This is a genomic window from Aeromonas sp. Lyrl_2, assembly GCF_051948815.1.
Taxonomy (GTDB): domain Bacteria; phylum Pseudomonadota; class Gammaproteobacteria; order Enterobacterales; family Aeromonadaceae; genus Aeromonas; species Aeromonas veronii.
Genome location: NZ_JAYJLJ010000004.1, coordinates 130,058 through 154,541, shown reverse-complemented (window position 1 = coordinate 154,541; position 24,484 = coordinate 130,058). Strand labels below are relative to the sequence as shown.

The window sequence follows — 24,484 nt, the reverse complement described above, 5'->3', positions numbered from 1 at the left end:
ATAAAAATCACCCGCGGTGAAGGCCGCGGGTGATAGAGGGGTTGGCGAACAACTTGAGCGTTAGCGGATCACCAGATAGAGCGAGGAGTCGCCGCGCTGGATGTTGAGTGCCAGCACGTCAGGCTTGTTCTTGAGCGCCTTGGTCAGCTCGCCCAGGGTGTTGATGCGCAGGCGGTTGACCCCGATGATGATGTCACCCTTCTGCAGGCCGGAAGCAGCTGCCGGAGAGCGAGGATCAATGTCGGCCACCGCAACACCGGAGACCGGGTCGGTAGTGGTGCTCAGCTTGGCCCCTTCCAGTGCCGGATGCAGCGCGCTGGCGCGTACTTCGCTGTCATCGGCCTGTTTCAGGGTCACCTTGGCAGTTTGTGACTTGCCATCGCGGATCAGCCCCAGTTCGACCTGCTTGCCAGCGCCCATGGTGGCGATCTTGGCACGCAGCTCGCCGAAGGAGCGAACCGGTTTGCCATCGATGCTGACGATGATATCGCCGGCCTTGATGCCCGCCTTGTCGGCCGCCGAATCAGGCATGACCTGATTGACGAAGGCACCATCCTTCTTGTTGTAACCGAAGGTTTTGGCGATGTCGGAGGTGAGCTCGGTGCCGGTAATACCCAGCTGGCCGCGACGCACTTCACCGTACTTGACGATCTGCTCGGTCAGATCCCGCACCATGTTGGAGGGGATGGCAAAGCCGATGCCAATGTTGCCGCCGTTCGGGCCCAGAATCGCGGTGTTGATACCGATCAGCTCGCCACGCAGGTTGAGCAGGGCGCCGCCGGAGTTACCGGAGTTGATGGCCGCATCGGTCTGGATGAAGTTCTCCAGATTCTCGATGTTGAGGCCGCTGCGACCCAGCGCACTGACAATACCGGAGGTGACGGTCTGACCCAGACCAAACGGGTTGCCGATGGCCAGCGCATAGTCACCCACCCGCAGCTCGTCGGAGTCGGCAAACTTGATCTGCACCAGATCCTCGGCCTTGATCTGCAGCAGGGCGATGTCGGACTGCTTGTCTTCACCGATCTTCTTGGCCGCGTACTCACGACCATCCTTCAGATTGACCTTGATCTCGTCCGCCTCGTGAACCACATGGGCGTTGGTGATCACGTAACCCTTCTTGGCATCGACGATGACACCGGAGCCGAGCGCCTGGAACGGCTGCTCGCTCACCTGTTCATCGGGCATGTTGGGGCCGAAGAAGAACTTGAACTGTTCCGGCAGACGCTGACGGGTAATTTTTTTGCCAGAAACCGAGATATTGACCACCGCCGGGGTGACCTGTTCGAGAACAGGCGCCAGGCTTGGCATCTCCTGATTTGAACCTAACAGGGAAGGCAGTGCAGCCTGAGCAGGGGCCGCAGACATGGCGATACCGACACTGAGGGCTAGCACACTGAGCATGGAAAGAGGTTTACGCATATGAAAAACAGCTCCCAGAAAAAGTTGCATTGCAATCGTCAAAGTCAGACCACGGGACTGGCCAATTAGTTCCGCGAGGAACTAGTTTGGTTGCTTGAGCAGTCCGGAAGAGGCGCCAGCATAGTCGCGAGGCGGAACGCCTGGCTCTTCTGCCACATTGGCAGGGGCTTCTTCTACCAATGACTCGCGGAACAGCGGTTCCTGCGCCTTGGCCAGGAATTTGCTCTGCTCGGCCATGTGGCGATAGAGGGTCTGATACTGCTCGGCCAGTTGCTCCATCAGGGCGGCGCTGTCGGCGAAGTGGGTGTTGATCTGGCCCTGATAACTCTCGAGCTCCTTGTGGGCCTTCTTCAGTTCCTGTTCGAGACGGCCAGCATCGCGGCTACGCACCGAAAAACGGCCGAGAACGATACCGATAATCAAGGCCGCGACAGCCAGCAGGATCCCAGTTAACAGACTCATAGATGCTCCTTGTTACAGCTAAAACAGAGTGGGTTTATGCGGTCGTCATAACCGCCATGCCTTGATGGCACTATACCGTGCGTCCTGAGGCCGTGATACCATTTTGTCCTCGATTCAGGGACTTGGAGAGGCGCTCAAGGATGACACCGCAGCAAAAATACCAGCAGGATCTGCTGCGCCCCGGCTTTGTGGCCGACCCCGCGCAGGGGATGGCCATTAGCAGGCTGGAGCGACTGTATCAGGATTTGCTACGGCGCCCGACTCCGACCAGATCTCGAGGGCTGCTGGGTTGGCTGCAAAAGCCCAAGCCGCCGGAGCCCGTCCTCGGTATCTATATGTGGGGCGGAGTGGGCCGAGGCAAGACCTGGCTGATGGATACTTTTTTCGACAGCCTGCCGGGGACGCGCAAGATGCGCAGCCATTTCCACCGCTTCATGCACCGCATTCACGATGAACTGCAGGGGTTGAGCGGGCAGTCCGATCCCCTCAAGCTGGTGGCCAGCAAGCTTGCCAGCGAGACAGACATCATCTGTTTCGACGAATTTTTTGTCTCCGACATCACCGACGCCATGCTGCTGGGTACGCTGTTTCAGGAGCTGTTTGGTCACGGTGTCGTGCTGGTCGCCACTTCAAATATTCCGCCGCAGGATCTTTATCGCAACGGGCTGCAGCGAGCCCGTTTTCTGCCAGCTATCGAGCTTATCGAGCGCCATTGCGAGGTACTTAACGTGGATGGCGGTATCGACTATCGCCTGCGTACGCTGGAACAAGCCGAGATTTATCACTGCCCGCTGGACTTGCAGGCAAAAGCCAATCTTGACCACTATTTTCAGCAATTAACCGGTGGGCACACGGCTTGCGAGGGGACGTTCGAGGTCAATCATCGTCAGCTGGCGTCGCTCGGGATGGGGGAAGGGGTGCTCTATATGGAATTTGAGCAACTTTGCTGTACTCCCCGCTCCCAGAACGACTATATCGAGCTGGCCAGGCTGTTCCATACCGTTCTGCTGGCCAATGTTCAGCCAATGGGCACAGGCACGGATGACGCGGCTCGCCGCTTCATTGCCATGGTCGATGAGTTCTACGAACGGCACGTCAAACTCATCATGTCGGCGGCGGTTCCCATGACAGAACTTTACCGCGAAGGGCTGCTGAATTTCGAATTCAAACGCTGTCTTTCACGGCTTCAGGAAATGCAATCGCACGAATACCTTGCCAGAGTGCACCTTCCTTAGTCACAATACCGCGCCTGCCAGTCGGATGGGCATCTGCGGCAGGTAGGGCCGGGCGACATTTGCTGGTTTCATGGCAGTGAAATTAGCAGGTGATATTTAAGGCAACTTCACTTATAATCGCCCGGCCCACGTTACAGCTGTCGATAAGACAGCAACACTTTAAGCTTTACTTGTATTCGAAGGGGTACAGGTAGGCCATCGTTTGTTGTTTGTGGGAGAGCCCCCATAAGCAATTGGGTCTGTAACAGGTAATTGGGTTTAACTTAATGAAAACTTTCGTTGCCAAGCCAGAAACCGTAAAACGTGACTGGTACATTGTGGACGCAGAAGGTAAAACTCTGGGTCGTATCGCAACCGAGATCGCTGCTCGTCTGCGTGGTAAGCACAAAGCTGAGTACACTCCGCACGTTGACACCGGTGATTACATCATCGTTGTAAACGCTGAGAAGGTACACGTAACCGGTAAGAAATTTACCGACAAAATGTACCACGCTCACTCCGGTTTCCCGGGTGGTATCAAGTCAATCAGCTTCGACAAGCTGATTCAGCGTAAACCGGAAATGGTAATCGAAGCAGCCGTCAAAGGCATGCTGCCGAAAGGTCCTCTGGGCCGTGCCATGTTCCGTAAACTGAAAGTTTACGCAGGCGCCGAGCATGCTCATGCTGCTCAGCAACCTCAAGTACTGGATATCTAATCGGGAACTGGCAACATGGCAGAAAATCAATACTACGGTACCGGCCGTCGCAAAAGCTCCACTGCTCGCGTATTTATCAAAGCGGGTAGCGGCAAGATCGTAATCAACCAGCGCTCCCTGGAGCAGTACTTCGGCCGTCCGACTGCCCGCATGGTAGTTCGTCAGCCGCTGGAACTGGTTGAGATGACCGAGAAACTGGACCTGTACATCACCGTTAACGGTGGTGGCATCTCCGGTCAAGCTGGTGCGATCCGCCACGGTATCACTCGTGCTCTGATGCAGTACGACGAAACCCTGCGTTCCGAACTGCGTAAAGCTGGCTTTGTTACTCGTGATGCCCGTAAGGTTGAGCGTAAGAAAGTTGGTCTGCACAAAGCTCGTAAGCGTCCGCAGTACTCCAAGCGTTAATTCGCTTTTGGTACTCACTCTTTCGAGTGTCAAAAAAGCCTGGCAACTGCCAGGCTTTTTTTATTGGTAATATTACCGACATCAATGCTAACCACGCGTCACAAAAGACAAAAAATTGTTTCTTTATTGTTTTCATTGCTCACCGCTCTTTCTTGTCAAGTTGTTATCTTTTCTTTAAAATTTCCCCTGTTTTCTGTGGCAATTGTAAATCCAGCTTCCGCCGCTGTTGTCACGGGAAAAATGGGGAACAGGGACACTATAAGAATGTGCGGAGTCCACATGGGAGAGTTTTTGGATGAGCAATGCGCCAGTTGATACCGGTCGCCGCAGATTTCTTACCTGGTCAACGGTTGCCGTTGGTGGGGTAGGAGCTGCGTTTACCGCAGTGCCGTTTATAAAGTCATGGAATCCGAGCGCCAAGGCCAAAGCAGCCGGTGCGCCGGTTGAAGTCGATATCAGCAAGTTGGAACCGGGTCAGCTCATCCGTGTCGAGTGGCGAGGCAAGCCTGTCTGGGTGGTGAAACGCACCAAACAGACGCTGGATGCCTTGGCCGCGCATGATGACAAGCTGCGGGATCCCTCATCTGAAGAGCCGCAGCAGCCTGACTATGCCCATAACGGGTACAGATCGATCAAGCCCGAAATTTTTGTCGCGGTCGGTATTTGCACCCACTTGGGGTGTTCACCTTCCTATCTGCCTGACAGCTTTGGCGAGCAGGTGCAGGGCGTTACGTCCGGCTTCTTCTGCCCGTGCCATGGCTCCAAGTTCGACATGGCCGGCCGTGTGTTCCAGGGGGTGCCTGCACCGCTGAACCTGGTCATTCCGCCCTATCAATTCATTAATGACACCACCATCCTGGTCGGTGCCGATGGCAAGGAGGCCTGACCATGTTGAGTAAACTGATGGGCTGGATCGATTATCGATTCCCGCTCACGGCCATGTACAACGACCACATGGCCAAGTATCCGGCACCGAAGAACCTGAACTTCTGGTACTTCTTCGGCTCGCTGGCCATGCTGGTGCTGGTCAATCAGATCATCACCGGTATCTGGCTGACCATGAACTACAACCCCTCTGCGGAAGGTGCGTTTGCCTCCGTGGAGTACATCATGCGCGATGTGGAGTACGGCTGGCTGCTGCGTTACATGCACTCAACCGGTGCGTCTGCATTCTTCATCGTGGTCTACATGCACATGTTCCGCGGCATGATCTATGGCTCTTATCAGAAGCCTCGTGAACTGCTGTGGATCTTCGGCATGCTGATCTTCCTGGTGCTGATGGCAGAGGCCTTTATGGGCTACTTGCTGCCCTGGGGCCAGATGTCATTCTGGGGGGCTCAGGTCATCATCTCGCTGTTTGGCGCCATTCCGGTCATCGGTGACGATCTGACCCTGTGGATCCGCGGTGACTACGTGATCTCCGGTGCGACCCTGAACCGCTTCTTCGCGCTGCACGTCATCGCGTTGCCGCTGGTGCTGGTGATGCTGGTTGCCATGCACATTCTGGCGTTGCACGAAGTGGGCTCCAACAACCCGGATGGTATCGACATCAAGAAGCACAAGGACGAAAACGGCTGGCCGCTGGATGCGGTGGCGTTCCACCCTTATTTCACCGTCAAGGACATGATCGGTGTGGCGGGCTTCCTGTTCTTCTTCTGCGCCATCATTTTCTTCAAGCCGGATATGTGGGGTTACTTCCTCGAGAAGCCGAACTTTGAAGTGGCCAACGGCCTGAAGACTCCTGCTCACATCGCGCCTGTGTGGTATTTCACCCCCTTCTACGCGATTCTGCGTGCGGTACCTGACAAGCTGCTTGGCGTCATCATGATGGGCCTCTCTATTGTGGTGTTGTTCCTGCTGCCTTGGCTGGATCGCTGCAAGGTGCGTTCTGTTCGCTATCGCAGCAAGCTGCACAAGCTTAACATCGCCCAGTTCGTGGTCTGCTTTATCATCCTGGGGGTGCTGGGTGTACTGCCGTCGACGCCGACCCTGACGCTGGTTGCCCAGATTTGTACCTTGGGTTATTTCGGTTTCTTCGTGCTGTTGTTCTTCTACAGCAAAAACGAACGCACCAAGCCGCTGCCGGAGAGGGTTACATTTAAATGAAAAAAATAATATTTGCAGTGCTGACCCTGCTGCCATCACTGGTGTTTGCCAATGCTGGGGCCGTGCATCTGGACAAAGCCAATTATGATCTGAGCGACAAGGCATCCCTGCAACGTGGAGCTGCCACCTTCATGAACTATTGTGCAGGCTGCCACTCTACCCAGTATCAACGCTACAACCGGGTTGCTGCCGATCTGGAGATCCCCGAGGAGTTGATGAAGGAGAACCTCATCTTCACCGGCGCCAAAGTGGGTGATCTGATGAAGAGCGCCATGTCCGAGAAGGATGCCGCCAAGTGGTTTGGTGCTCCCCCTCCGGATCTGACTCTGGTTGCCCGGGTACGTGGTGCGGACTGGATTTACACCTATCTGCGTTCTTTTTACGTGGATCCGACTCGTCCGTTTGGGGTGAATAATGTGGTGTTCCCGTCTGTGGGTATGCCTCATGTGTTGGAACCGTTGCAGGGAACCCCCCGTGCCGAGTTCGTCACTCACACGGTCGATGGAGTCGAGACCCAGCAGGTTGTCAGCATCAAATCTGACGGTAATGGTGAAATGGATGACGAAGAGTATGATCAGACGGTACTGGATCTGGTAAACTTCTTGGTCTACTCGGCTGAACCGGTACAACAGGAGCGTGAACGCATGGGCTTCTGGGTGCTTGGTTTCATCGTGATCTTCTTCATCTTCACTGTGCTGTTGAAGAAGGAATTCTGGCGCGACGTTCACTAAGCGACCAGATACGGGTAATATAATGCACGGCAATGAAGACCAAGATGCTTCATTGCCGTTTCTGCTTTTTAATGACGGGAGGGTTCAATGGCTGTAGCTGCCAATAAGCGTTCGGTAATGACGCTGTTTTCCGGTGCCAACGATATGTTCAGCCATCAGGTGCGTATTGTCCTGGCGGAGAAGGGTGTTAGCGTGGATATCTGCCAGGTTGATCCAGCCAATCTGCCGGATGAGCTGGCCGAGCTGAACCCGTACAACTCTGTACCGACCCTGGTTGATCGTGAGCTGGCACTCTACACCTCGCGCATCATCATGGAGTATCTGGACGAGCGCTTCCCGCATCCGCCCCTGATGCCTGTTTACCCGGTTGCCCGTGGTAACAGCCGTCTGATGATGCACCGCATCGAGCTGGACTGGTACTCCCTGGCCGACAAGATCATGGCCGGTACCGATGCTGAAGCGGCACGCAACGAACTGCGTGACAACCTGCTGGCCATCGCGCCGATCTTCGGTGAAATGCCCTATTTCATGAGCGAAGAGTTCGGTCTGGTGGATTGCTACATGGCACCGCTGCTGTGGCGTCTGCCGAGCCTTGGCATCGACCTGACCGGCCGTGGCGCCAAAGAGCTGAAGGCCTACATGGTTCGTCTGTTCGAGCGTGAGTCCTTCCAGGCTTCCCTGACCGAAGCCGAACGCGAGATCCGTGCTGGCGTATGAGCATGGAACCGACAATGACACCGAGCCGCCCGTACCTGTTACGGGCGTTCTTTGACTGGCTGCTGGACAACGATCTGACCCCTCATCTGGTGGTCAACGTCAACATTCCCCATGTGATGGTGCCGATGCAGTTTGCTCAGGACGGGCAGATAGTGCTGAACATCGCGCCCCGAGCCGTGATGCAATTTCACATGGATAACGAAGCAATCAGCTTCAGTGCCCGCTTTGGCGGGGTCTCCCAGCAGGTTTACATCCCGATGGCAGCCGTACTGGCTATTCATGCCCGGGAGAACGGCGTGGGCACCATGTTCCCGCCTGAGCCGGGTTACGATATCTGGCTTGAGCAGGCTGAAGCGCCGGTGGAGCCTGAGCCGGAACCGCCGCGTCCAAGCGGTCGTCCAACCCTGAAGGTGATCAAATAAAAAACGCAGCCGATTGGCTGCGTTTTTTTATGTGCGGTTGGGCTTAGTTCTGGGCGAATTCGAAGGCCTTGATCACGCGCTTCACACCGGTGACATGGCGGGCGATGTTGACTGCCTGCTCTCCCTCCTGGCGAGTCACCAGACCAATCAGGAACACCTCGCCGTTCTCGGTGACTACCTTGACCTTGGTACTGTCGAAGTTCTTGGTGCCGAACATGTCGGCTTTCACCTTGGAGGTAATCCAGGAGTCATTGCTGCGAGTGGTGAAACTGGCAGGTTGGCCGATGCGCAATTCGTTGTAGACGTGGCGAACCCCTTCGATGCGACTGACAATTTTGCCCGCCTCAATCTTGTAAACGTCAGAAGGTGTCTGTCCGACCAGCAGGACGCGGCCATTGTTGCTGTAGACGCTGATCTTGCTGGCTGCGCTGAGCGGCTTGTTGTCGGCCAGCAGATTGGCCGCTTTCAACTCGATGGTCTGGTCATCCCATTGCGCGCCCAGGGTTCGGCGATCGCCAGAGGCCTTGGCAGTCCCTGCGGCGCCGCCAACAACCAGGGCTGCGCAGCCTTGCAGCAGCAGGGTGCTAACCAGCAGACCGAGCAGGATAGTGTGCTTTTTCATGGTTTCAATCTTCCTGTTGCGGGAAAAGAGTCTGGTCGATGAGATCACACAGGCAGTGCAGGGTCAACAGGTTCACTTCCAGAATGCGAGGGCGACGGGCGGAGGGAACACGGATCTCCACATCGTTCGGGCCGAGCAGACCTGCCATTTCGCCACCGTCACCCCCGCTCAGCACCACTATGGTCATGTCACGGGAGAGGGCTGCCTCGGCGGCCTTGATCAGGCTGCGGCTGTGGCCGGAGGTGGTGATGACCACCAGAATGTCGCCAGGCTGGCCCAGCGCGCGGATCTGCTTGGCGTAGACCTCTTCAAAACCGTGATCGGTGGCGATGGCGCTGATGGTCGCCATGTCCGGGGTCAGGGCCATGCCGGGCAGGGAGGGGCGCTGGGTCTCGTAGCAGTTGACCAGCTCGGAGATGAACAGTTGCGCCAGTGCGGCAGAAGGACCGTTACCGCATGCCAGCACCTTGTGGCCATTGAGCAGGCAGATGGTGATCATCTGGGCTGCAGTATGGATGGCATCCGGCAGCGCCTCGGCGGCGGCTATCTTGGTCTGGATGCTTTCGGTGTAGTTCTCTTTGATGCGGTCAGTCATAGGGTCCTCTTAAAATGCGTTCTGGATCCAGGCTGGCTGGTCGCCCTCGAACGCAATCACATCGAATCGGCAGGCCTGATTGGCCTCGTTGATGGCATGTTGCTTCAAATAGTGGCGCGCTGCCAGCATGATCTTGTGCTGTTTGCTGCGGGTGACCGAGCTGGCGGCCCCGCCATGGCTGCCGGTGGCCCGGTAGCGCACCTCAACAAACACCAGGGTCTGGCCCTGGTGCATGATGAGGTCTATTTCACCGCCACGACAGCGGTAGTTGCGAGCTACCGGTTGCAGGCCCTGAGCCTGCAACCAGCGTTCAGCGACTTGTTCAAAGTGCTGTCCCTTGCTCGTTGGTGAGGGGAACAGGCTCGGCAACTGCTGGCGTATCCGTTTCCATAGTTCCTTCATTGGAGGGCTCCTCCAGTTGCTGAACGGCGTTCTCGTCGACCAGTTTGCCGTTCTGGTAAGTACCCCAGCTCAGCATCCGCACGATATTGCCCTGGGCATCCACGCTCAGCTGACCGCTCATGCCGGCCTGCTGCATGCCGCCTACCTTGCGCATCTGCTGCAGGTTCTCAGCCAGGCTGACGGCATCGTAGCCCATGGCAAACAGGCGCAGCAGGTCACCCTGAGTCTGCGGCCAGAGCAGGGCGATCTGCTCGCGCTGTTTCTCGTAGCCGCCCAGCAGCAGCGGCATATCGGCGATATGCATGCCGTTGAGCTCGGAGGCGACCTCGGTGGCGGCGCTGTCGTAGCCACGGGAGCTGGTATAGATGGGCAGGCTTCCCATCGGATTGACCGAGACATCCACGTAGGGCTTGATCATCCGGGTTTCCAGGCTGTTGGCCACCACATAAACGGCATCGATGCTGCGCGGTGCGGCATCAGAGAGTTGCACCACTTCACCAGCACGGGCGGTAGAGCGGCCGCTCAGGGCATTCTTGACCATCCCCTGCACTTCGTTGCGGGCACCGAAGGTGGCAACGACCGGCTTATCCTGGCTCAGGGTGGCCCAGCTCTGCTCGAACGCCTTGATACTGCTGTAACCGATCCGACCCTGGGCGGCGATCAGCAGCGGTTTACGGTAGCCCTGGGTGTAAAGGTACTGGGCTGCCTGGGCGGCATCTGCGGCGGCAGAGAGGGAGAAGTAGTAGGTGGTGTCGTTGACGACCGGCTTGTCCAGCTCGTTGAGCGCCAGTACCGGCACGGTCGGATTGGCCTTGAGCAGCTCCTCGACACGATCTTTCAGCAGCGGGCCGATGATCATGTCTGCCCCTTCCTGAATCGCCTGCTTATAAAGATCGCCGGTCGACTTGCTCTGGGTGTCGTAGAAGTTCAGGGTGAATTGCCCCTGATTTTCCTTATAAGACATCAGCATACCGTTACGGATGGCGGCGCCCTGCGGCTCCAGATTGCCGGAGAGGGGCAGCAGCACAGCGATCTGTTGCACCGAGGTGCTGGCAGTGGCCGCCAGATCGCCCAATCCTGCCGGCATATCCTTCTGGGCTGGATGGTTGGGGAAGTCGCGCTTCCAGCCTGCCAGTTGGCGGGCCAGCAGGTTCGGCTGGGCGCCAAACTCGTTGACCAGTGCCGCCAGTCGCAACCAGCCGGTGGTCACATCAGGGGCCGGAGCCTCTTCCAGCGCTTGCAGGGTGGAGGGGGTCATGCTTTTGAGCAACGACCAGATTTGCTGATGGTTGGTCGCCTGCTCGCTCTGATTGAGGTAGGGCTCCAGTGCAATCAACGACTTGGCTGCGCCAAACTTGTTGTTGATGTCGAGCTGCAGCACCACGCGCTGGCGATACCAATCCTTCTGGGTATCGGCATCCAGCACCACCTCGGGTTTGCCTTCCAGCAGGATCAGTGCCTGATTGGCGTGGCCTTGCGCCAGCAACAGATGGGCTTGCAGCAGTTGCAACTGCGCCTTCTGAACGGGATCCTTGGCCTGCTTCTGCAATTGCTGGAACAGTGCCGAGGCCGGTTTGGCCTGGCCCAGCGCCAGATAGCTGCGTGCCGCCAGCATCTGCCAGGTAAAGGCCTCGGCCGGCTTGGCGGGATCCACCTGCTCAAGATACCACTGGGCATTCTTGGTCAGATTGGAGAACGCAGAGGGCATGCCTGACTGCCCTGACGGTTGATTGGGCTCCGACGCACAGGCGGCGAGCAGTACTGCCGCGAGTATGATGCCGAAGAGTCGTGATACACTTAGCTGCTTTGTAACCCGGTTCAAGTTCATTCCCCGACCAGTGTTGAAGTTCCCCATAGTGTAAACGGGCCAATATGGCGACACAATTGTCGGGGCACTCGGAGATCCCATGAGTGACATCCCAACCCTGTATATAGTCCCCACTCCGATCGGCAATCTGACGGACATCACCCAGCGTGCATTGGACATTTTACGCAGTGTCGATCTGGTGGCAGCCGAAGATACCCGTCATACCGGTATCCTGCTCAGCCACTACCAAATCTCGGTGCCGACCTTCGCCCTGCACGATCACAACGAGCAGCAGAAAGCCGATGTGCTGATCGGCCGGATCAAAGAGGGCAAGAGTGTTGCGCTGGTCTCCGATGCCGGTACCCCGCTCATCAGCGACCCCGGTTATCACTTGGTCACCCGCTGTCGTGAAGCCGGGGTCAAGGTGGTGCCGCTGCCCGGTCCCTGTGCCGCCATCACCGCCCTGAGCGCGGCCGGTCTGCCCACCGATCGCTTTGCCTTTGAGGGCTTCCTGCCCGCCAAGAGCAAGGGACGTGACGATCGCCTGCAAGCCGTTATTGAAGACACCCGCTCGCTGGTGTTTTACGAATCTCCGCGCCGTGTGCAGGATACAGTGGAAGCGATTGCTCGCATTCTCGGCGAGCGTCAGGTGGTGGTGTGCCGCGAGCTGACCAAGACCTTTGAGTCGATCCACGGTCTGCCAGCGTCCGAAATGCTGGCCTGGCTTGGTGAGGATGACAACCGCTGCCGCGGCGAGATCGTGCTGGTCGTGGCTGGCGCCTCCAAAGAAGAAGAGGAGCTGCCAGCCGAGGCGATCCGTACTCTGGGTCTGCTGGTTGCCGAACTTCCGCTCAAAAAAGCAGCTGCACTGACCGCCGAGATCCACGGCGTGAAGAAGAATGCCCTCTATAAATATGGTCTCGAGCACTATTGAGTCGGTGGAATGGGCCGCCAGATTATTTTATGACCAGCACGCTCCTCTATATCTGTGAGCATTCACCCTGTAAACGGGGACCAAAGCGCGATAAATGGCTGTAAACGGGAATTGCCGGTTTACCCCGTGCGTATCGCAAGGCTATAATCCGCGCCTCGGAGTTGGCTGGGCAATCGCTGCTTCGTCGTTGTGTCCCTCGGGACAGACGGGCGGAGGGGAGGAAAGTCCGGGCTTCACAGGGCAGGGTGCCAGGTAACGCCTGGGGGGCGTGAGCCTACGACCAGTGCAACAGAGAGCAGACCGCCGATGGCCCGCAAGGGATCAGGTAAGGGTGAAAGGGTGCGGTAAGAGCGCACCGCGCGACTGGCAACAGTTCGTGGCACGGTAAACTCCACCCGAAGCAAGACCAAATAGGCCCCTATTGGCGCGGCCCGCGTTGGGGGCGGGTAGGTTGCTTGAGCCAGCGAGCGATTGCTGGCCTAGAGGAATGATTGCTACCCGGGGCAACCCGGTACAGAACCCGGCTTACAGGCCGACTCCGACCTCATTCCGCGTGAACCGTCACGCTAAAATCCCGGTGCCTAACGGCACCGGGATTTTTATTATTCACGCCGAGATGCACCGCATGGCGGCTTTCTGGAATTTGTAATAAAGTTCTCACCCTTTTTGGTCGATATACGTCGGCTGGACTGTCTGTATCTATCACACTGCTGGCCTGATGAGCGACCCTGTGGCAGTAAGGCGAGATGAAATGGTTAAGGTGGATTATTAATGTCATCAAGCAGCGCAATGCTCACACCTTCCCGGCTGCTTAGCGCAGAACGGGGCAGAACCCTGCCTCATTATGATCTGTTGGGTATCGAGCGGTTAAACCACGCCCGTTTGAAGCAGGTCAATGGCCAGTTGAGCACATTTTCCCTGCAAGCTGCGAGTTGTATGGCCCAGCTGTTTAATAGTGCGGAGTGCGAACTGAATTATGGCGAGTTCGCCTTTTCCGGTCCGGCAGAGATAGATGACGCTCATATCTGGGTCGAGGCGAGAAGTCCGCTTGAACCACAGCGCGCCGTCTATTTCTCGATCGCACCTCTGGTCATCTATCGTCTGGCGGTCCTCTTTTTCGGCGGCACCTTGCAGCAAAAAGAGGAACATGTTCAGTCTGGCAAAGGGTTGACCGATACCGAACAGCGGCTGTTATTGCGGCTTTGCCAGTATCAGGTTGATATCTGGTGTGCTTGTCTGGGGTTGGGGGATCTGAAGTGGCAGTTGCATGTCGTGCCACGTGATTCCATCGCCCACCGTCAGCTCTGGACCACGCAGGCAACCCTGCAGGCAGGTAATTGCACTCATCACTGGCAGATGTGGTTGCTTCCCCCCGAGGAGTCCATTTCTCAGGTCAGTCATTCCCTGCCGGAAGGTCAGCTGGAACAGGCTCTGACTCATGTCCCGGTTCGTCTGCGGGTGGTGATGGGCCAATTGTCCATGACGCTGGCAGATCTTGAGTGTCTCAAGGTGGGTGATGTGCTGTCACTGGATTTGCCTGAGGTGGTGCCAGCATTGATTGGCAGCCGTCCCTGCTTCAGTGGACGAATCGCAGAACACAAAGGCAGCCTGGTCTATCAGGTTGCGACGGTTGTAGAGGAGTAAATTGAATCATGAGCGAGCACAATATGAATGATCCGCTGGATCTGGATGGACTGGATCAACTGTTTGGTGACGACATCAGTATGCCTAGCGCCGCAGACTACTTGGCCCCCACCAGTAGCAGCAAACAACGGGATCTCTCCTTCTTTCGCCAGATCCCGGTCAAGGTGACGCTGGAAGTGGCCAGTACCGAAGTGCCGCTCGGCGATTTGATGCGCGTCGAGGAGGGGGCTGTCATTGAGCTGGACAAGCTGGCAGGTGAACCGCTGGATGTGCGGGTGAATGGCCGTCTGCTTGCCAAGGGCGAAGTCGTCGTCGTGAATGGCAAATATGGTCTGCGCCTGGTTGATGTCATCGATACCAACCTGCTGGGTGGCATGGACGACTGATGCGCTATCTGCTGCTGACGCTGCTGTTATTTTCGCTGCCCGGCTGGGGGGCGGACATGACCCTGTTCTCGGTATCGCCAGGCGCTTCAGGGGGCGAGGACTACAACATCAAGTTGCAGATCCTCTTCTTCATGACCCTGTTGGGTCTGCTTCCGACCTTGTTACTGATGATGACCAGTTTTACCCGGATCATCATCGTGCTGGCCATATTGAGACAGGCACTTGGCCTGCAGCAGAGCCCTCCCAACCGGGTGCTGATCGGCATCAGCCTCATCCTGACTGTGGTGATTATGCGTCCGGTCTGGACGGACATGTATCAGAATGCATTTGTCCCTTATGACCAGAATGAAATAACCCTGTCAGAGGGGATCGCCAAGGCAGAAAAACCCCTGCGTAAATTCATGCTGGCCCAGACCCGTGAGCCGGATCTGGAGCAGATGCTGCGCATCTCTGGCGAACCAACAACGGTCGCCAAAGAGGATGTGCCTTTCGGGGTGCTGTTGCCCGCGTTTGTCTTGAGTGAGTTGAATACCGCATTTCAGATTGGCTTTATGCTGTTTATCCCCTTTCTGGTGATCGATTTGGTGGTCGCCAGCGTCTTGATGGCGATGGGGATGATGATGCTCTCCCCGCTGATCATCTCGTTACCCTTCAAACTGATGGTGTTTGTGCTGGTCGATGGCTGGTCGATGACCGTCGGCACCTTGGCCGCCAGCTTTGGTGGGGGAGGCTGATATGACCCCTGAGCAGAGCGTTGCCCTGGTTGGTGGCGCGGTCAATCTGGTGGTGACCATGGTCTCGGTGCTGATTGTACCAGGCCTGATCGTAGGTTTGGTGGTCAGTATTTTTCAGGCGGCCACCCAGATCCAGGAGCAGACGCTCAGTTTTCTTCCCCGTTTTATCGTGACTTTGATGACCCTTATCTTTACGGGTAACTGGCTGTTGTCGCAGATAACCACCTTGTTTCAGGATCTTTTTCTTAAAATTCCCGGGTTTATTGGATGAATTCGCTGCTGTCCCTCAGTGCTGCTGACCTGACCGCATGGTTGGGACAGTGGTGGTGGCCGTTTATCCGGATCGGTATGGCATTCTGGGTGATGCCGGTCTTTGGGGATAACCGGGTGCCTGCGCAAGTTCGCCTGATGCTGGCGTTCATCATCAGCCTGCTGCTCGCCCCCATGATGAAGGATATGCCGGTTGTCGATCCTTTCAGTGCCGGTGCGCTGGTCCTGGCGGTGGAGCAGCTGCTGTTTGGTTTGCTGTTTGGTCTGTGTGTCCAGTTGCTCTATATGGTGATGACCACTGCGGGGCAGATCCTCTCCATGCAGATGGGGCTCGCGATGGCGGTGATGAATGATCCGGTCAACGGGGATTCTGCCCCCATCATCAGTCAGGTCATGATGGTGTTTTGCGCCTTGCTCTTTCTGGGGCTGAATGGCCACTTGGTGGTACTGGATATTCTGGTGCAGAGCCTGCGTAGCTGGCCGCCGGGTTCATCTCTGGATCTGATCGATATGAAAGGTGTGATCGGGTTGTTTGGTTGGTCTATCGGTGCCGCCCTGTTGCTGACGTTGCCTGCCGTTGTTGCCATGTTGATGGTTAACCTGACCTTCGGGGTGATGAACCGGACCGCCCCTTCGCTCAATATCTTCTCCCTCGGTTTTCCCATGACCCTGTTGCTCGGGTTGCTCACCATGGCGCTCTCCATCAGTGGTGTGCCCTCCCGTTATCTGGATTTGGTTACCCATGTGCTTGAACAGCTGCGAGGCTTGACCCCGGCATGAGTCAGAACAGCGCACAGGACAAAACCGAAGAGGCCTCCAGCCAGAAACGCCAGAAAGCGAGGGATGAGGGGCAGATCGCCCGCTCAAAAGAGCTCAGTTCTGCCGGTTTGCTGCTGCTTGGCGGGTTGGTTATGCAGTGGATGGTGCCGGGGTTTGGCCAGTTCTTTGCCGAGTTGATGAAGCGTCCGCAGCGTTTTGACTGGCAAGGTGCCCGTGACCCGCAGATGATGATCCATTGGTTGGGTGAAGCGCTGATAAACATGCTGTGGGTGCTGCTGCCCCTGTTTGGCTTTCTGGCCCTGATGCTGGTGTTGCTCAGCATAGTGCCGGGCGGTATGGCGCTGACCTGGAAAAAGCTGCTACCCAGTGGCGAGAAGATGAACCCTTTGAAGGGACTGGGGCGGATGTTCTCCAAGAACAGCCTGATGGAGTTGCTGAAGTCACTGCTCAAGGTGACGCTGATCGGTGGCACATTGGCGTTGATGTTAAATCATCAATGGCCTTCCTTGTTGATGATGAACCGGATGCCCCCTCAGGCGGCCCTCGAGCAGGCGCTACGGATCCTCTCCCAGGCATTTATTCTGCTGGGGAGTGTACAGATGCTGATTGCCGTGCTGGATGTGCCCTATCAGCGCTGGTCGCTTAACAAGCAGCTCAGGATGACCAAACAAGAGGTCAAGGATGAGCACAAGAACAGCGAAGGGCGTCCCGAAATCAAAGCCAAAATCCGCCAGGTACAGGGAATGCTTGCCCGCGCGCGTATCGAGCAGCGGGTACCGCAGGCAGATGTGATTATCGTTAACCCGACCCATTATGCGGTGGCCATAAAATATGATGCGGCTCGTGCCAATGCTCCTTTCGTGATTGCCAAAGGGGTCGACAGCATGGCCGAGCGGATCCGTCAGGTCGCCAAACAGCATGACAAGATGGTGATGAGCTTGCCTGAGTTGACGCGAGCCATCTATCACTCGACCAAGGTGGATCAGGAAGTCCCCGCAGGGCTGTACACGGCAGTTGCCTATGTATTGAACCATGTATTGCAGTTAAGGGCGTATGAGGCAGGCAAGGGAAGGAAACCGACCCCTCTTGCCCCGTTATATGTCCCGCCCGAGTTACGTCAACCTGAGAGGTAAGTTTTGAACTGGCGTGTATTCACCCAATCCTATACCGCAATTCCGCTGATGTTATTGGCCATTCTGGCCATGATGATCCTGCCTCTGCCCGGTTGGCTGCTGGATGCGCTCTTTACCTTCAACATCGTGTTGGCGGTACTGGTGTTGCTGGTATCCGTCTCGGCCCGCAGACCACTCGATTTCTCGGTATTCCCAACCGTATTGCTGGTTGCCACCCTGATGCGGCTGTCGCTGAACGTGGCCTCTACCCGGGTGGTGTTGCTGCATGGTCACGAGGGGCATGAAGCGGCCGGTAAGGTCATCCAGGCATTCGGTGAAGTCGTGATCGGTGGCAACTATGTCGTCGGTCTGGTGGTCTTCGTGATCCTGATGATCATCAACTTTGTGGTGATCACCAAGGGTGGCGAGCGGATTTCGGAAGTATCCGCTCGCTTCACTCTGGATGCTATGCCCGGCAAGCAGATGGCCATCGATGCCGACTTGAATGCCGGTACCATGGATCAGCATCAGGCCAGGGCTCGCCGTCAGGAGATCGCGCGAGAAGCGGACTTCTATGGTGCAATGGATGGTGCTTCCAAGTTCGTTCGTGGTGACGCGATAGCTGGCATGTTGGTGCTGATCATCAACCTGGTGGGTGGGTTGGCCATCGGTATTTTCCAGCATGCCTTGCCCGTTGCAGAAGCCTTCCAGCGTTATGCGCTGCTGACCATTGGTGATGGTCTGGTTGCCCAGATCCCGTCCCTGCTGATGTCGACTGCTGCGGCCATTATCGTGACCCGGGTCAGTGATGAGGGGGAGATGGCTGATCAGGTTGGTCAGCAGATCCTGGCATCGCCTCGCGTTATCTATACCTCTGCAACCATCATGCTGATCCTGGGTCTGGTGCCCGGGATGCCGATGCTCGCATTCCTCAGTTTCGCAGCTGTACTGGCCTGGACAGGTTGGAGTGTCAGCAAGCGAGCCGTCAATGTGCCGGATCTGGATGCAGCGCATGAGCTGACTCGTCAAATGATTCAGCCTGAACAGCAGGCACTGGAGTGGCAGGATTTGCCGCCCGTCGATACGGTCGCCATCGAGCTTGGTTATCGTCTGGTGCCATTGGCTGAAACGGATAAAGGGGCTGAACTGCTTGCACGAGTGCGCGGGATCCGCAAAACCCTCTCCGAGCAGTACGGTTTTCTGCTCCCCGAGATCCGGGTGCGCGACAATCTGCAGTTGCAGCCGGATCAGTACCGGATCAAGTTGTCCGGTGTCGCGTTGGCGATGGGGAACGTGGATTGCCAGCGCTTGATGGCCATCAGCAGTGGTGAGACTTATGGCGCGCTAGATGGCGAGTTGACCCAGGACCCGGCCTACGGCATGAGTGCGGTCTGGATCTCCCCGGAGCAAAAGGCCAAGGCCCTTAATCTTGGTTACTCGGTGGTAGATTCGGCCACCGTGATTGCCACTCACGCCAGCAAGCTGTTGCGTGAACAACTTGATGCACTGTTTGGTCACGATGAAGTGGGCAAACTGGGCCAATATCTCGCCAGTCAGTCACCCCGGTTGGCTGAAGAGCTCAATCTGGCGCTTACCCAGATGCAGCAATTGAGAGTGTTTCGGCAACTGCTAAAGGACCAGGTCAGTCTTACCGATATACGAACCGTTGCCACGACGCTGCTGGATGCGAGCGAGTTGACCAAAGACCCTGTCTTGCTGGCATCCGATGTGCGCTGTGCCTTGAAGCGCCAGATTGTGCGGCAGGCTATTGGTAATCGCGATGTGTTGGCCACCTTTACGCTGGATGAGCGCCTTGAGCAGACCTTGCTGGCTGCAATGAATCAGTCACAACAGCAGGGCAAAATCCAGCTGGACAGCTTTCCGGTTGATCCACAATTGCTGGCCCAATTGCAGCAAAATATGCCGTTGGTGAAGGAGCAGTTGCAGCAGTTGGGACATGCCCCCGTATTGGTTGTTATGCCGCAACTGAGACCGCTTATGGCCCGTTATGCCCGGTCATTTGCAAAAGGCCTCAAAGTGCTTTCCTACAATGAGATACCTGAAGAGCTACGGGTGGAGGTAATTGGTACACTTGGTTAATTACTGTTGGATAAATATCCTGAAGGGAAGTGTTTTTTCCGCCCCTGCTTGAATTGCCGTATGAATACTATATGATGTGGCGAAAATTGACGCAGCAATGTGTGAAAGTTAAATAACAAAAACAATATTAATTGTGTTGCCACACGCTTAGCCCATCAGGCTGGGCGTGTTATCACATTGTAAGGGCAAACTGAACTGAAAAGTCAGGACGCAAAGCCTCCGGTCTAACAGCAGGAAAGCTAATGACAGCGGGGTTACCAAGGTGAGTTTGGATACAATTCCGTTACCATCTAGATACAAATTGCACTTTTGTAAGTGCGAATTTGTATTTCTCCTTTGTGTCTGATAATTCAGCTCTATTGATTGTTCTATCCACAATCACAGGTGTCGGACGTCTATGTCTTCGGGATTACCAATAAATACAACAATCGGGTTGTGTGGCGATAGCTTGGCTGGGCCCCATATATTATTGATTCAGCCGCTAATAGTTGCCGAAAATGAGGTTGAAAAAATCCTATCCAAGGAAGGCATCAGGGTATCAAGCGTTAATTCTGTTAAACAATCAAAGGACATTATTGCTGATGGTAATGTCAATTTGATCCTGCTCGATATGGATGCTATGACCGAGCTTGGGCCGCGTATTCTGCGTGAATTCGAAGGACTTGATTGTGTCATCATGGTCAATGAGCACCAGGCCACCATTGCTGCGGAAGCTATGTGTGCCGGGGCTGTTGACTATATTGTCAAACCCTTCTGCCCCCAGCAATTGCTCGATGCTGTCCGTGGTGCTCTACGCCTTCGTCAGGCGATCCCCAATCTTATCGCTGTGTCGCCCATGAGCCTGCAGGTCTTGCAACTGGCCCGACGAGCAGCCAAAACCTCTGCCACCATTCTGATCGGTGGTGAGTCAGGAACCGGTAAAGAACGGTTGGCCCGTTATATTCACGAAATGTCTGCCAGAACGGAAAAACCATTTCTGGCGATTAATTGTGCAGCAATTCCTGAGGCAATGCTTGAGTCAATTCTTTTTGGCCACAATAAAGGTGCATTTACCGGTGCTGTTTCTGCCCAGCCCGGAAAATTTGAGTTGGCTCAGGGGGGGACCCTGTTGCTGGATGAAATATCAGAGCTTCCTTTGAACCTGCAGGCTAAATTATTACGGGTGCTGCAAGAAAAAGAAGTTGAGCGACTTGGCAGCAATCAAACGATTGCTCTTGATGTTCGAATCATTGCCGCCAGCAATAAAGATCTGCGCAAACTGGTTGCATGTGGGCTATTTCGTGAAGACCTTTTCTATCGTCTTGATGTATTGCCAATGAATTGGCCTGCATTACGTGAACGTCCTGAGGATATTATTCCGCTGGCCAACTACTTTATTGAGCGTTATGCGTCCCAACAGGGCTATCGCCTGAGTGAACGTGCCTGTCAGTTGTTGCTGTCATATGAATGGCCAGGAAATGTACGAGAGCTGGATAATGTCATTCAACGGTCATTAATAATGGCGCGTGGTTTGCATATACAGTCCGTCGATTTGATGTTGCCAAATTGTATTCTTCCCGAAGAAACAGTCGCAGCAGACACGTGGCATGCTCCCGAGGGGTTAAGTGAAACCAGGCGGCATGCCGAGTTCCAATTTGTATTAGAGACCTTGCGCCGCTTTCGTGGCCATCGTACCCGCACAGCCGATGCACTGGGCATGACAACCCGGGCACTGCGCTACAAGCTTGCGGCGATGCGTGAGCAAGGCATTGATATTGAACAGCAGATTCAAGCAGAGGGATAAAAAGTGAAGATTCAGATGATGTCATCACAGGTGACGCTACTGCAGCAGATGCAGGAGATGCAGCGTGTCGCAAGCCAGACCCCTTCTATCGAATCCAATTATCTATCTGGAGCATCATTTACCGATGCCATGCGGGATGTGGTCGGGCGCGTCAATGAACAGCAGAATGTCGCGTCAAAATTAATGGCATCCGTCGATGCCGGACAGAGCGATGATCTGGTGGGAGCCATGGTGGCGAGTCAAAAAGCCGGCTTGAGTTTTTCAGCTTTGATGCAGGTTCGCAACAAGCTGATGACCGGTTTTGACGACATTATGCGCATGCCGCTCTGAGGTAACAGATGACTGAACTGGTAACATCCCCTCAGGGGGCCGCCCCTGATTCGCTCAAAATCAGGTTGCAAGAGGGGCTACGCAATTGGCGTACTCTCTCCCGTGACAATAAATCGATCCTGACTATTGCTCTGCTGGCTGCCATTGTGGCCGGTACCATAGTCGTTATCCTGTGGACCTCCAGCAAAAACTATGTGCCTCTGTATGGCAAACAGGAGCTATACGATACCGCCAACATCATGGAGATGCTGGAGAAAGAGCAGGTACCTTTCCGTCTGGAAAAGAGCACCGGTCAGGTACTGGTTCCTGAAAATCAGCTGGCTCATGTCCGGATGGCACTTGCTGCGCGAGGGGTGCGTGCAGCCATGCCGTCGGGTCTGGAAGGGCTGGACAATGTAACCGGGTTGGGTACCAGCGAATTTATGGAAGGGGCGCGTTATCGTCATGCCCTGGAAGGGGAGCTGGCCCGCACCATCATAGCGCTCGATGCCGTGCGCAGTGCCCGTGTTCATCTGGCTATTCCGAAGCGCACGCTATTCGTTGGGCGCGATGAGGAGAAACCCAGCGCGTCAGTAATGCTCGATATGCAACCGGGCCAATCCATCGAAGCGGGTCAGGTCGAAGCGATAGCCAACCTGGTGGCGGGTAGTATTTCCGGAATGAAACCTGGTGCTGTGACCGTGGTGGACCAATCTGGCCAGTTGCTCAGCGCAGAGCTGGGGGACAAGGTCGGTTTTGGCAAGCAAAGTGTCCAACAGATGGAGTATGTGCGCAAGCTGGAACAATATATCCGTCAGCGTGCCAATGACATGCTCTATCCCATGTTGGGCAGCACCAATTTCAAGGTGCAGATCGCGGCAGACGTGAACTTCAATGCCGTCGAAGAGACCCAGCAGCAGCTCGATCCGCAAGGTGTGGTGACTCAAGAGTCCAACAAGTCCGACAAGACTATCGATGCGCTGGCGATGGGGATCCCGGGGGCGTTATCCAACCGCCCGCCTGAAACGGCGGCAAAAGATGAAAAGGCTGGTGCTGACAAAGGCAATGCAAATGCCAATACCGCGACACAACAGAACGACACTCGTACCGAGCGTCAGGAAATCAGCAAGCAGTACGAAAACAGTCGCACCATAGTGCACACCCGTTACCAGCAGGGGCGGCTGGAGCGAATTAACGTCTCCATTCTGCTTAACCAGCAGATTGCTCCGAAAGGAGGTTGGAGTGCCGAGCAACTGACACAGATCCGTCAGATGGTGGAGCGTGCAGTCGGTTTCGATGAGACGCGTGGCGATCAGATCAGCCTGCAGGCCTTCGATTTCAATGGTGCAGTACAAGTAGCCGCGCCCGAATCCAGCTGGTGGGAAACCCCCTACTGGCAAGACTCCTTGCGTTATCTGGTCGGTGGTTTGCTTGGCCTGACGCTGGTCTTCTTCGGTATTCGTCCGTTGGTGAAACATCTGGTTCGTACCCAGCAACAGCCTGATATGGAAATGGGTGAGACTGAGGAGGAGCTAGAGCCCACAGTCGGATTGTCCATGCGCAGGGATGACGATGATCCCCAGCTGACGTCTGCTCTTTCAAATAGTCTGATCCGTACTGACAACAAGATGGAGCCCCAGTTCTCGTCACTCGATATGGAGTCGTTGCCGGAACCGGGATCCGAGCTGGAGGTTCAGCTCAAGCATTTGCAGTTGCTGGTTGAAAAAGATACCGCCCGGGTGGCGGAGGTTGTCAGAGCATGGGTGAGTGGCAATGAACAGCGTTAACTTGAATCAGAGTGCCGTTGATATCGATATCGACAACCTTGAGAAGGCCGCCATCTTGTTGCTGAGCATGGGGACCGAGTCTGCTGCCAAGGTGATGCAGAAGCTCTCCCGCGACGAGGTGCAGCGTTTGATTTCCAAGATGGCCTCTCTCTCTGGCGTCAGCTCGATGGAAGCCAAGTGGACGTTGCAGCAGTTCTTCAATCACTACCGTGAGCAGAGCGGAATTGGCAGTGCTTCACGGGAGTATCTGGAACAGACGCTCGATCTTGCTCTGGGGCAACGACTCTCCCGTAGTCTGCTCGACAGTCTGTACGGCGATGTGATGAGCCAGGATATCCAGCGCCTGCAGTGGGTGCCTGCCGATGTGCTGGCCCGTTTCTTCCGCAACGAACATCCCCAAATGCAGGCTGTGCTGCTGGCCTTCTTGCCACCCCAGACTGCGTCCGCCGTGCTCGATGCCTTGCCCGGATCGGTACACGATGATTTGTTGGTGCGTGTCGCCAGTCTCACCAGTGTTAGTGAACATGTGCTGGGCGAGCTCAGACTGACGCTGGATCGCTGTCTCACCTACGTGGCGGATCAATCCGGTGCCAAGGTAAACGGGGTACGGCAGGTAGCCGATATTCTCAACCGTTATCAGGGGGACAAGGAGCAGATGCTCTCCCTGTTGCGCGAACACGATGGTGACATGGCGTTGGAGATCGAGAAGAACATGTTCGATTTCATGGCGTTGCGCCGTCAGAGCGACGACACCTTGCAACGTTTGGTACAGGAGCTGCCCAGCGAATTGCTGGCATTGGCTCTCAAGAACACCGAAACCAGCTTCCGCAAAGTGGTGTTGGGTGCCATGCCGAAGCGGATGGCTCAGGCGCTGGACGATCAGATCCAGAACCAGGGCAGTGTCTCTTTGCGCAAGGTCGAGCAGGCAAGGGAAGAGGTCATGCAACTGGTCCGCGAGTTGGTGGAGCAGGGCGAGATCGAGTTCCAGCTGTTCGAAGAGCCCACCGTCAGTTAAAAGGAG

Annotated in this window: 26 protein-coding genes, 1 other RNA gene and 1 riboswitch; of the genes, 21 read left to right on the top strand and 6 right to left on the bottom strand. The window is 55.8% G+C overall.

Annotated features, from left to right (window positions below):
- Positions 1-60: 60 nt before the first annotated feature.
- Positions 61-1,422: a Do family serine endopeptidase gene (locus VF684_RS05005; RefSeq protein WP_005336295.1), complete on the bottom strand. Its 1,362-nt coding sequence runs from the start codon at positions 1,420-1,422 to the stop codon at positions 61-63.
- Between the two features lie 81 nt (positions 1,423-1,503).
- Complete coding sequence (locus VF684_RS05000; RefSeq protein ID WP_005356646.1) at positions 1,504-1,884, bottom strand: YhcB family protein; 381 nt, start codon at positions 1,882-1,884, stop codon at positions 1,504-1,506.
- 140 nt (positions 1,885-2,024) lie between these two features.
- On the opposite strand from VF684_RS05000, the gene zapE reads away from it, so the two are divergent.
- From zapE to VF684_RS04960, 8 genes are all read left to right on the top strand, one after another.
- Positions 2,025-3,119 (top strand): cell division protein ZapE, encoded by a 1,095-nt coding sequence (zapE, locus tag VF684_RS04995; protein WP_103251090.1) that lies wholly within the window; start codon positions 2,025-2,027, stop codon positions 3,117-3,119.
- A 266-nt stretch (positions 3,120-3,385) separates the two neighbouring features.
- Entirely contained in the window at positions 3,386-3,814 is a 429-nt protein-coding gene (gene rplM / locus VF684_RS04990; RefSeq protein WP_005336289.1) for a 50S ribosomal protein L13, read from the top strand.
- A gap of 15 nt (positions 3,815-3,829) precedes the next feature.
- Positions 3,830-4,222, top strand: a complete 393-nt coding sequence (rpsI, locus tag VF684_RS04985; RefSeq protein WP_005336286.1) for a 30S ribosomal protein S9 — start codon at positions 3,830-3,832, stop codon at positions 4,220-4,222.
- Positions 4,223-4,517: 295 nt separating this feature from the next.
- Positions 4,518-5,108 (top strand): ubiquinol-cytochrome c reductase iron-sulfur subunit, encoded by a 591-nt coding sequence (gene petA / locus VF684_RS04980; protein WP_040068840.1) that lies wholly within the window; start codon positions 4,518-4,520, stop codon positions 5,106-5,108.
- Positions 5,109-5,110: 2 nt separating this feature from the next.
- Positions 5,111-6,328 (top strand): cytochrome b, encoded by a 1,218-nt coding sequence (locus VF684_RS04975; protein ID WP_040068842.1) that lies wholly within the window; start codon positions 5,111-5,113, stop codon positions 6,326-6,328.
- Entirely contained in the window at positions 6,325-7,059 is a 735-nt protein-coding gene (locus tag VF684_RS04970; protein ID WP_040068844.1) for a cytochrome c1, read from the top strand. The genes VF684_RS04975 and VF684_RS04970 overlap by 4 nt, the downstream gene beginning before the upstream one ends.
- A gap of 87 nt (positions 7,060-7,146) precedes the next feature.
- A complete protein-coding gene (gene sspA / locus VF684_RS04965) occupies positions 7,147-7,776 on the top strand; it encodes a stringent starvation protein SspA (protein ID WP_005336279.1) in 630 nt (209 codons plus the stop codon).
- Entirely contained in the window at positions 7,773-8,198 is a 426-nt protein-coding gene (locus VF684_RS04960) for a ClpXP protease specificity-enhancing factor (protein WP_005336278.1), read from the top strand. The genes sspA and VF684_RS04960 overlap by 4 nt, the downstream gene beginning before the upstream one ends.
- A 43-nt stretch (positions 8,199-8,241) precedes the next feature.
- On the opposite strand, the gene dolP is transcribed toward VF684_RS04960, so the two are convergent.
- Genes dolP through VF684_RS04940 form a run of 4 tightly spaced genes read right to left on the bottom strand, consistent with a single transcriptional unit; the run spans position 8,242 to position 11,525 of the window.
- Positions 8,242-8,820, bottom strand: coding sequence for a division/outer membrane stress-associated lipid-binding lipoprotein (gene dolP, locus VF684_RS04955; protein ID WP_005336277.1), 579 nt, complete (start codon positions 8,818-8,820; stop codon positions 8,242-8,244).
- Positions 8,821-8,824: 4 nt separating this feature from the next.
- On the bottom strand, positions 8,825-9,415 hold the full coding sequence (locus tag VF684_RS04950; protein WP_005336275.1) for a D-sedoheptulose-7-phosphate isomerase: 591 nt from the start codon (positions 9,413-9,415) through the stop codon (positions 8,825-8,827).
- 9 nt (positions 9,416-9,424) lie between these two features.
- Entirely contained in the window at positions 9,425-9,817 is a 393-nt protein-coding gene (locus VF684_RS04945) for a YraN family protein (protein WP_040068846.1), read from the bottom strand.
- On the bottom strand, positions 9,738-11,525 hold the full coding sequence (locus VF684_RS04940) for a penicillin-binding protein activator (protein ID WP_225315380.1): 1,788 nt from the start codon (positions 11,523-11,525) through the stop codon (positions 9,738-9,740). The genes VF684_RS04945 and VF684_RS04940 overlap by 80 nt, the downstream gene beginning before the upstream one ends.
- Before the next feature lie 199 nt (positions 11,526-11,724).
- Between VF684_RS04940 and rsmI the strand changes: the two genes are divergently transcribed.
- From rsmI to fliGL, 13 genes are all read left to right on the top strand, one after another.
- Entirely contained in the window at positions 11,725-12,558 is an 834-nt protein-coding gene (gene rsmI, locus VF684_RS04935) for a 16S rRNA (cytidine(1402)-2'-O)-methyltransferase (RefSeq protein WP_103251092.1), read from the top strand.
- Between the two features lie 157 nt (positions 12,559-12,715).
- An RNA gene (gene rnpB, locus VF684_RS04930) (RNase P RNA component class A) lies at positions 12,716-13,102 on the top strand.
- 227 nt (positions 13,103-13,329) lie between these two features.
- Positions 13,330-14,202, top strand: a complete 873-nt coding sequence (gene lfiM / locus VF684_RS04925) for a lateral flagellar motor switch protein LfiM (RefSeq protein ID WP_180993713.1) — start codon at positions 13,330-13,332, stop codon at positions 14,200-14,202.
- A gap of 8 nt (positions 14,203-14,210) precedes the next feature.
- On the top strand, positions 14,211-14,588 hold the full coding sequence (gene lfiN / locus VF684_RS04920) for a lateral flagellar motor switch protein LfiN (RefSeq protein WP_019444828.1): 378 nt from the start codon (positions 14,211-14,213) through the stop codon (positions 14,586-14,588).
- Positions 14,588-15,322 carry a flagellar type III secretion system pore protein FliP gene (fliP, locus tag VF684_RS04915; protein ID WP_005336248.1) on the top strand — a complete coding sequence of 245 codons (735 nt, stop codon included), beginning with the start codon at positions 14,588-14,590 and terminating at the stop codon, positions 15,320-15,322. Before lfiN ends, fliP begins: the two co-directional genes overlap by 1 nt.
- Before the next feature lies 1 nt (position 15,323).
- Positions 15,324-15,593: a flagellar biosynthesis protein FliQ gene (gene fliQ / locus VF684_RS04910; protein WP_005336246.1), complete on the top strand. Its 270-nt coding sequence runs from the start codon at positions 15,324-15,326 to the stop codon at positions 15,591-15,593.
- Entirely contained in the window at positions 15,590-16,372 is a 783-nt protein-coding gene (gene lfiR / locus VF684_RS04905) for a lateral flagellar biosynthetic protein LfiR (RefSeq protein WP_139440299.1), read from the top strand. Before fliQ ends, lfiR begins: the two co-directional genes overlap by 4 nt.
- On the top strand, positions 16,369-17,505 hold the full coding sequence (flhB, locus tag VF684_RS04900) for a flagellar biosynthesis protein FlhB (protein WP_100646895.1): 1,137 nt from the start codon (positions 16,369-16,371) through the stop codon (positions 17,503-17,505). Before lfiR ends, flhB begins: the two co-directional genes overlap by 4 nt.
- 3 nt (positions 17,506-17,508) lie before the next feature.
- Entirely contained in the window at positions 17,509-19,584 is a 2,076-nt protein-coding gene (gene lfhA / locus VF684_RS04895; protein WP_103251095.1) for a lateral flagellar biosynthesis protein LfhA, read from the top strand.
- A gap of 174 nt (positions 19,585-19,758) precedes the next feature.
- Positions 19,759-19,846: riboswitch (cyclic di-GMP riboswitch) on the top strand.
- Between the two features lie 135 nt (positions 19,847-19,981).
- Positions 19,982-21,367: a lateral flagellar response regulator transcription factor LafK gene (gene lafK / locus VF684_RS04890; protein ID WP_139440298.1), complete on the top strand. Its 1,386-nt coding sequence runs from the start codon at positions 19,982-19,984 to the stop codon at positions 21,365-21,367.
- Positions 21,368-21,370: 3 nt separating this feature from the next.
- Entirely contained in the window at positions 21,371-21,697 is a 327-nt protein-coding gene (gene lfiE, locus VF684_RS04885) for a lateral flagellar hook-basal body complex protein LfiE (RefSeq protein ID WP_139440297.1), read from the top strand.
- Positions 21,698-21,714: 17 nt separating this feature from the next.
- The gene (gene fliFL, locus VF684_RS04880; protein WP_193556828.1) at positions 21,715-23,463 is read left to right on the top strand and encodes a lateral flagellar M-ring protein FliFL; all 1,749 of its coding nucleotides are present in this window, start codon (positions 21,715-21,717) and stop codon (positions 23,461-23,463) included.
- Positions 23,450-24,478: a lateral flagellar motor switch protein FliGL gene (gene fliGL / locus VF684_RS04875; RefSeq protein ID WP_069527056.1), complete on the top strand. Its 1,029-nt coding sequence runs from the start codon at positions 23,450-23,452 to the stop codon at positions 24,476-24,478. The genes fliFL and fliGL overlap by 14 nt, the downstream gene beginning before the upstream one ends.
- Positions 24,479-24,484: the final 6 nt, after the last annotated feature.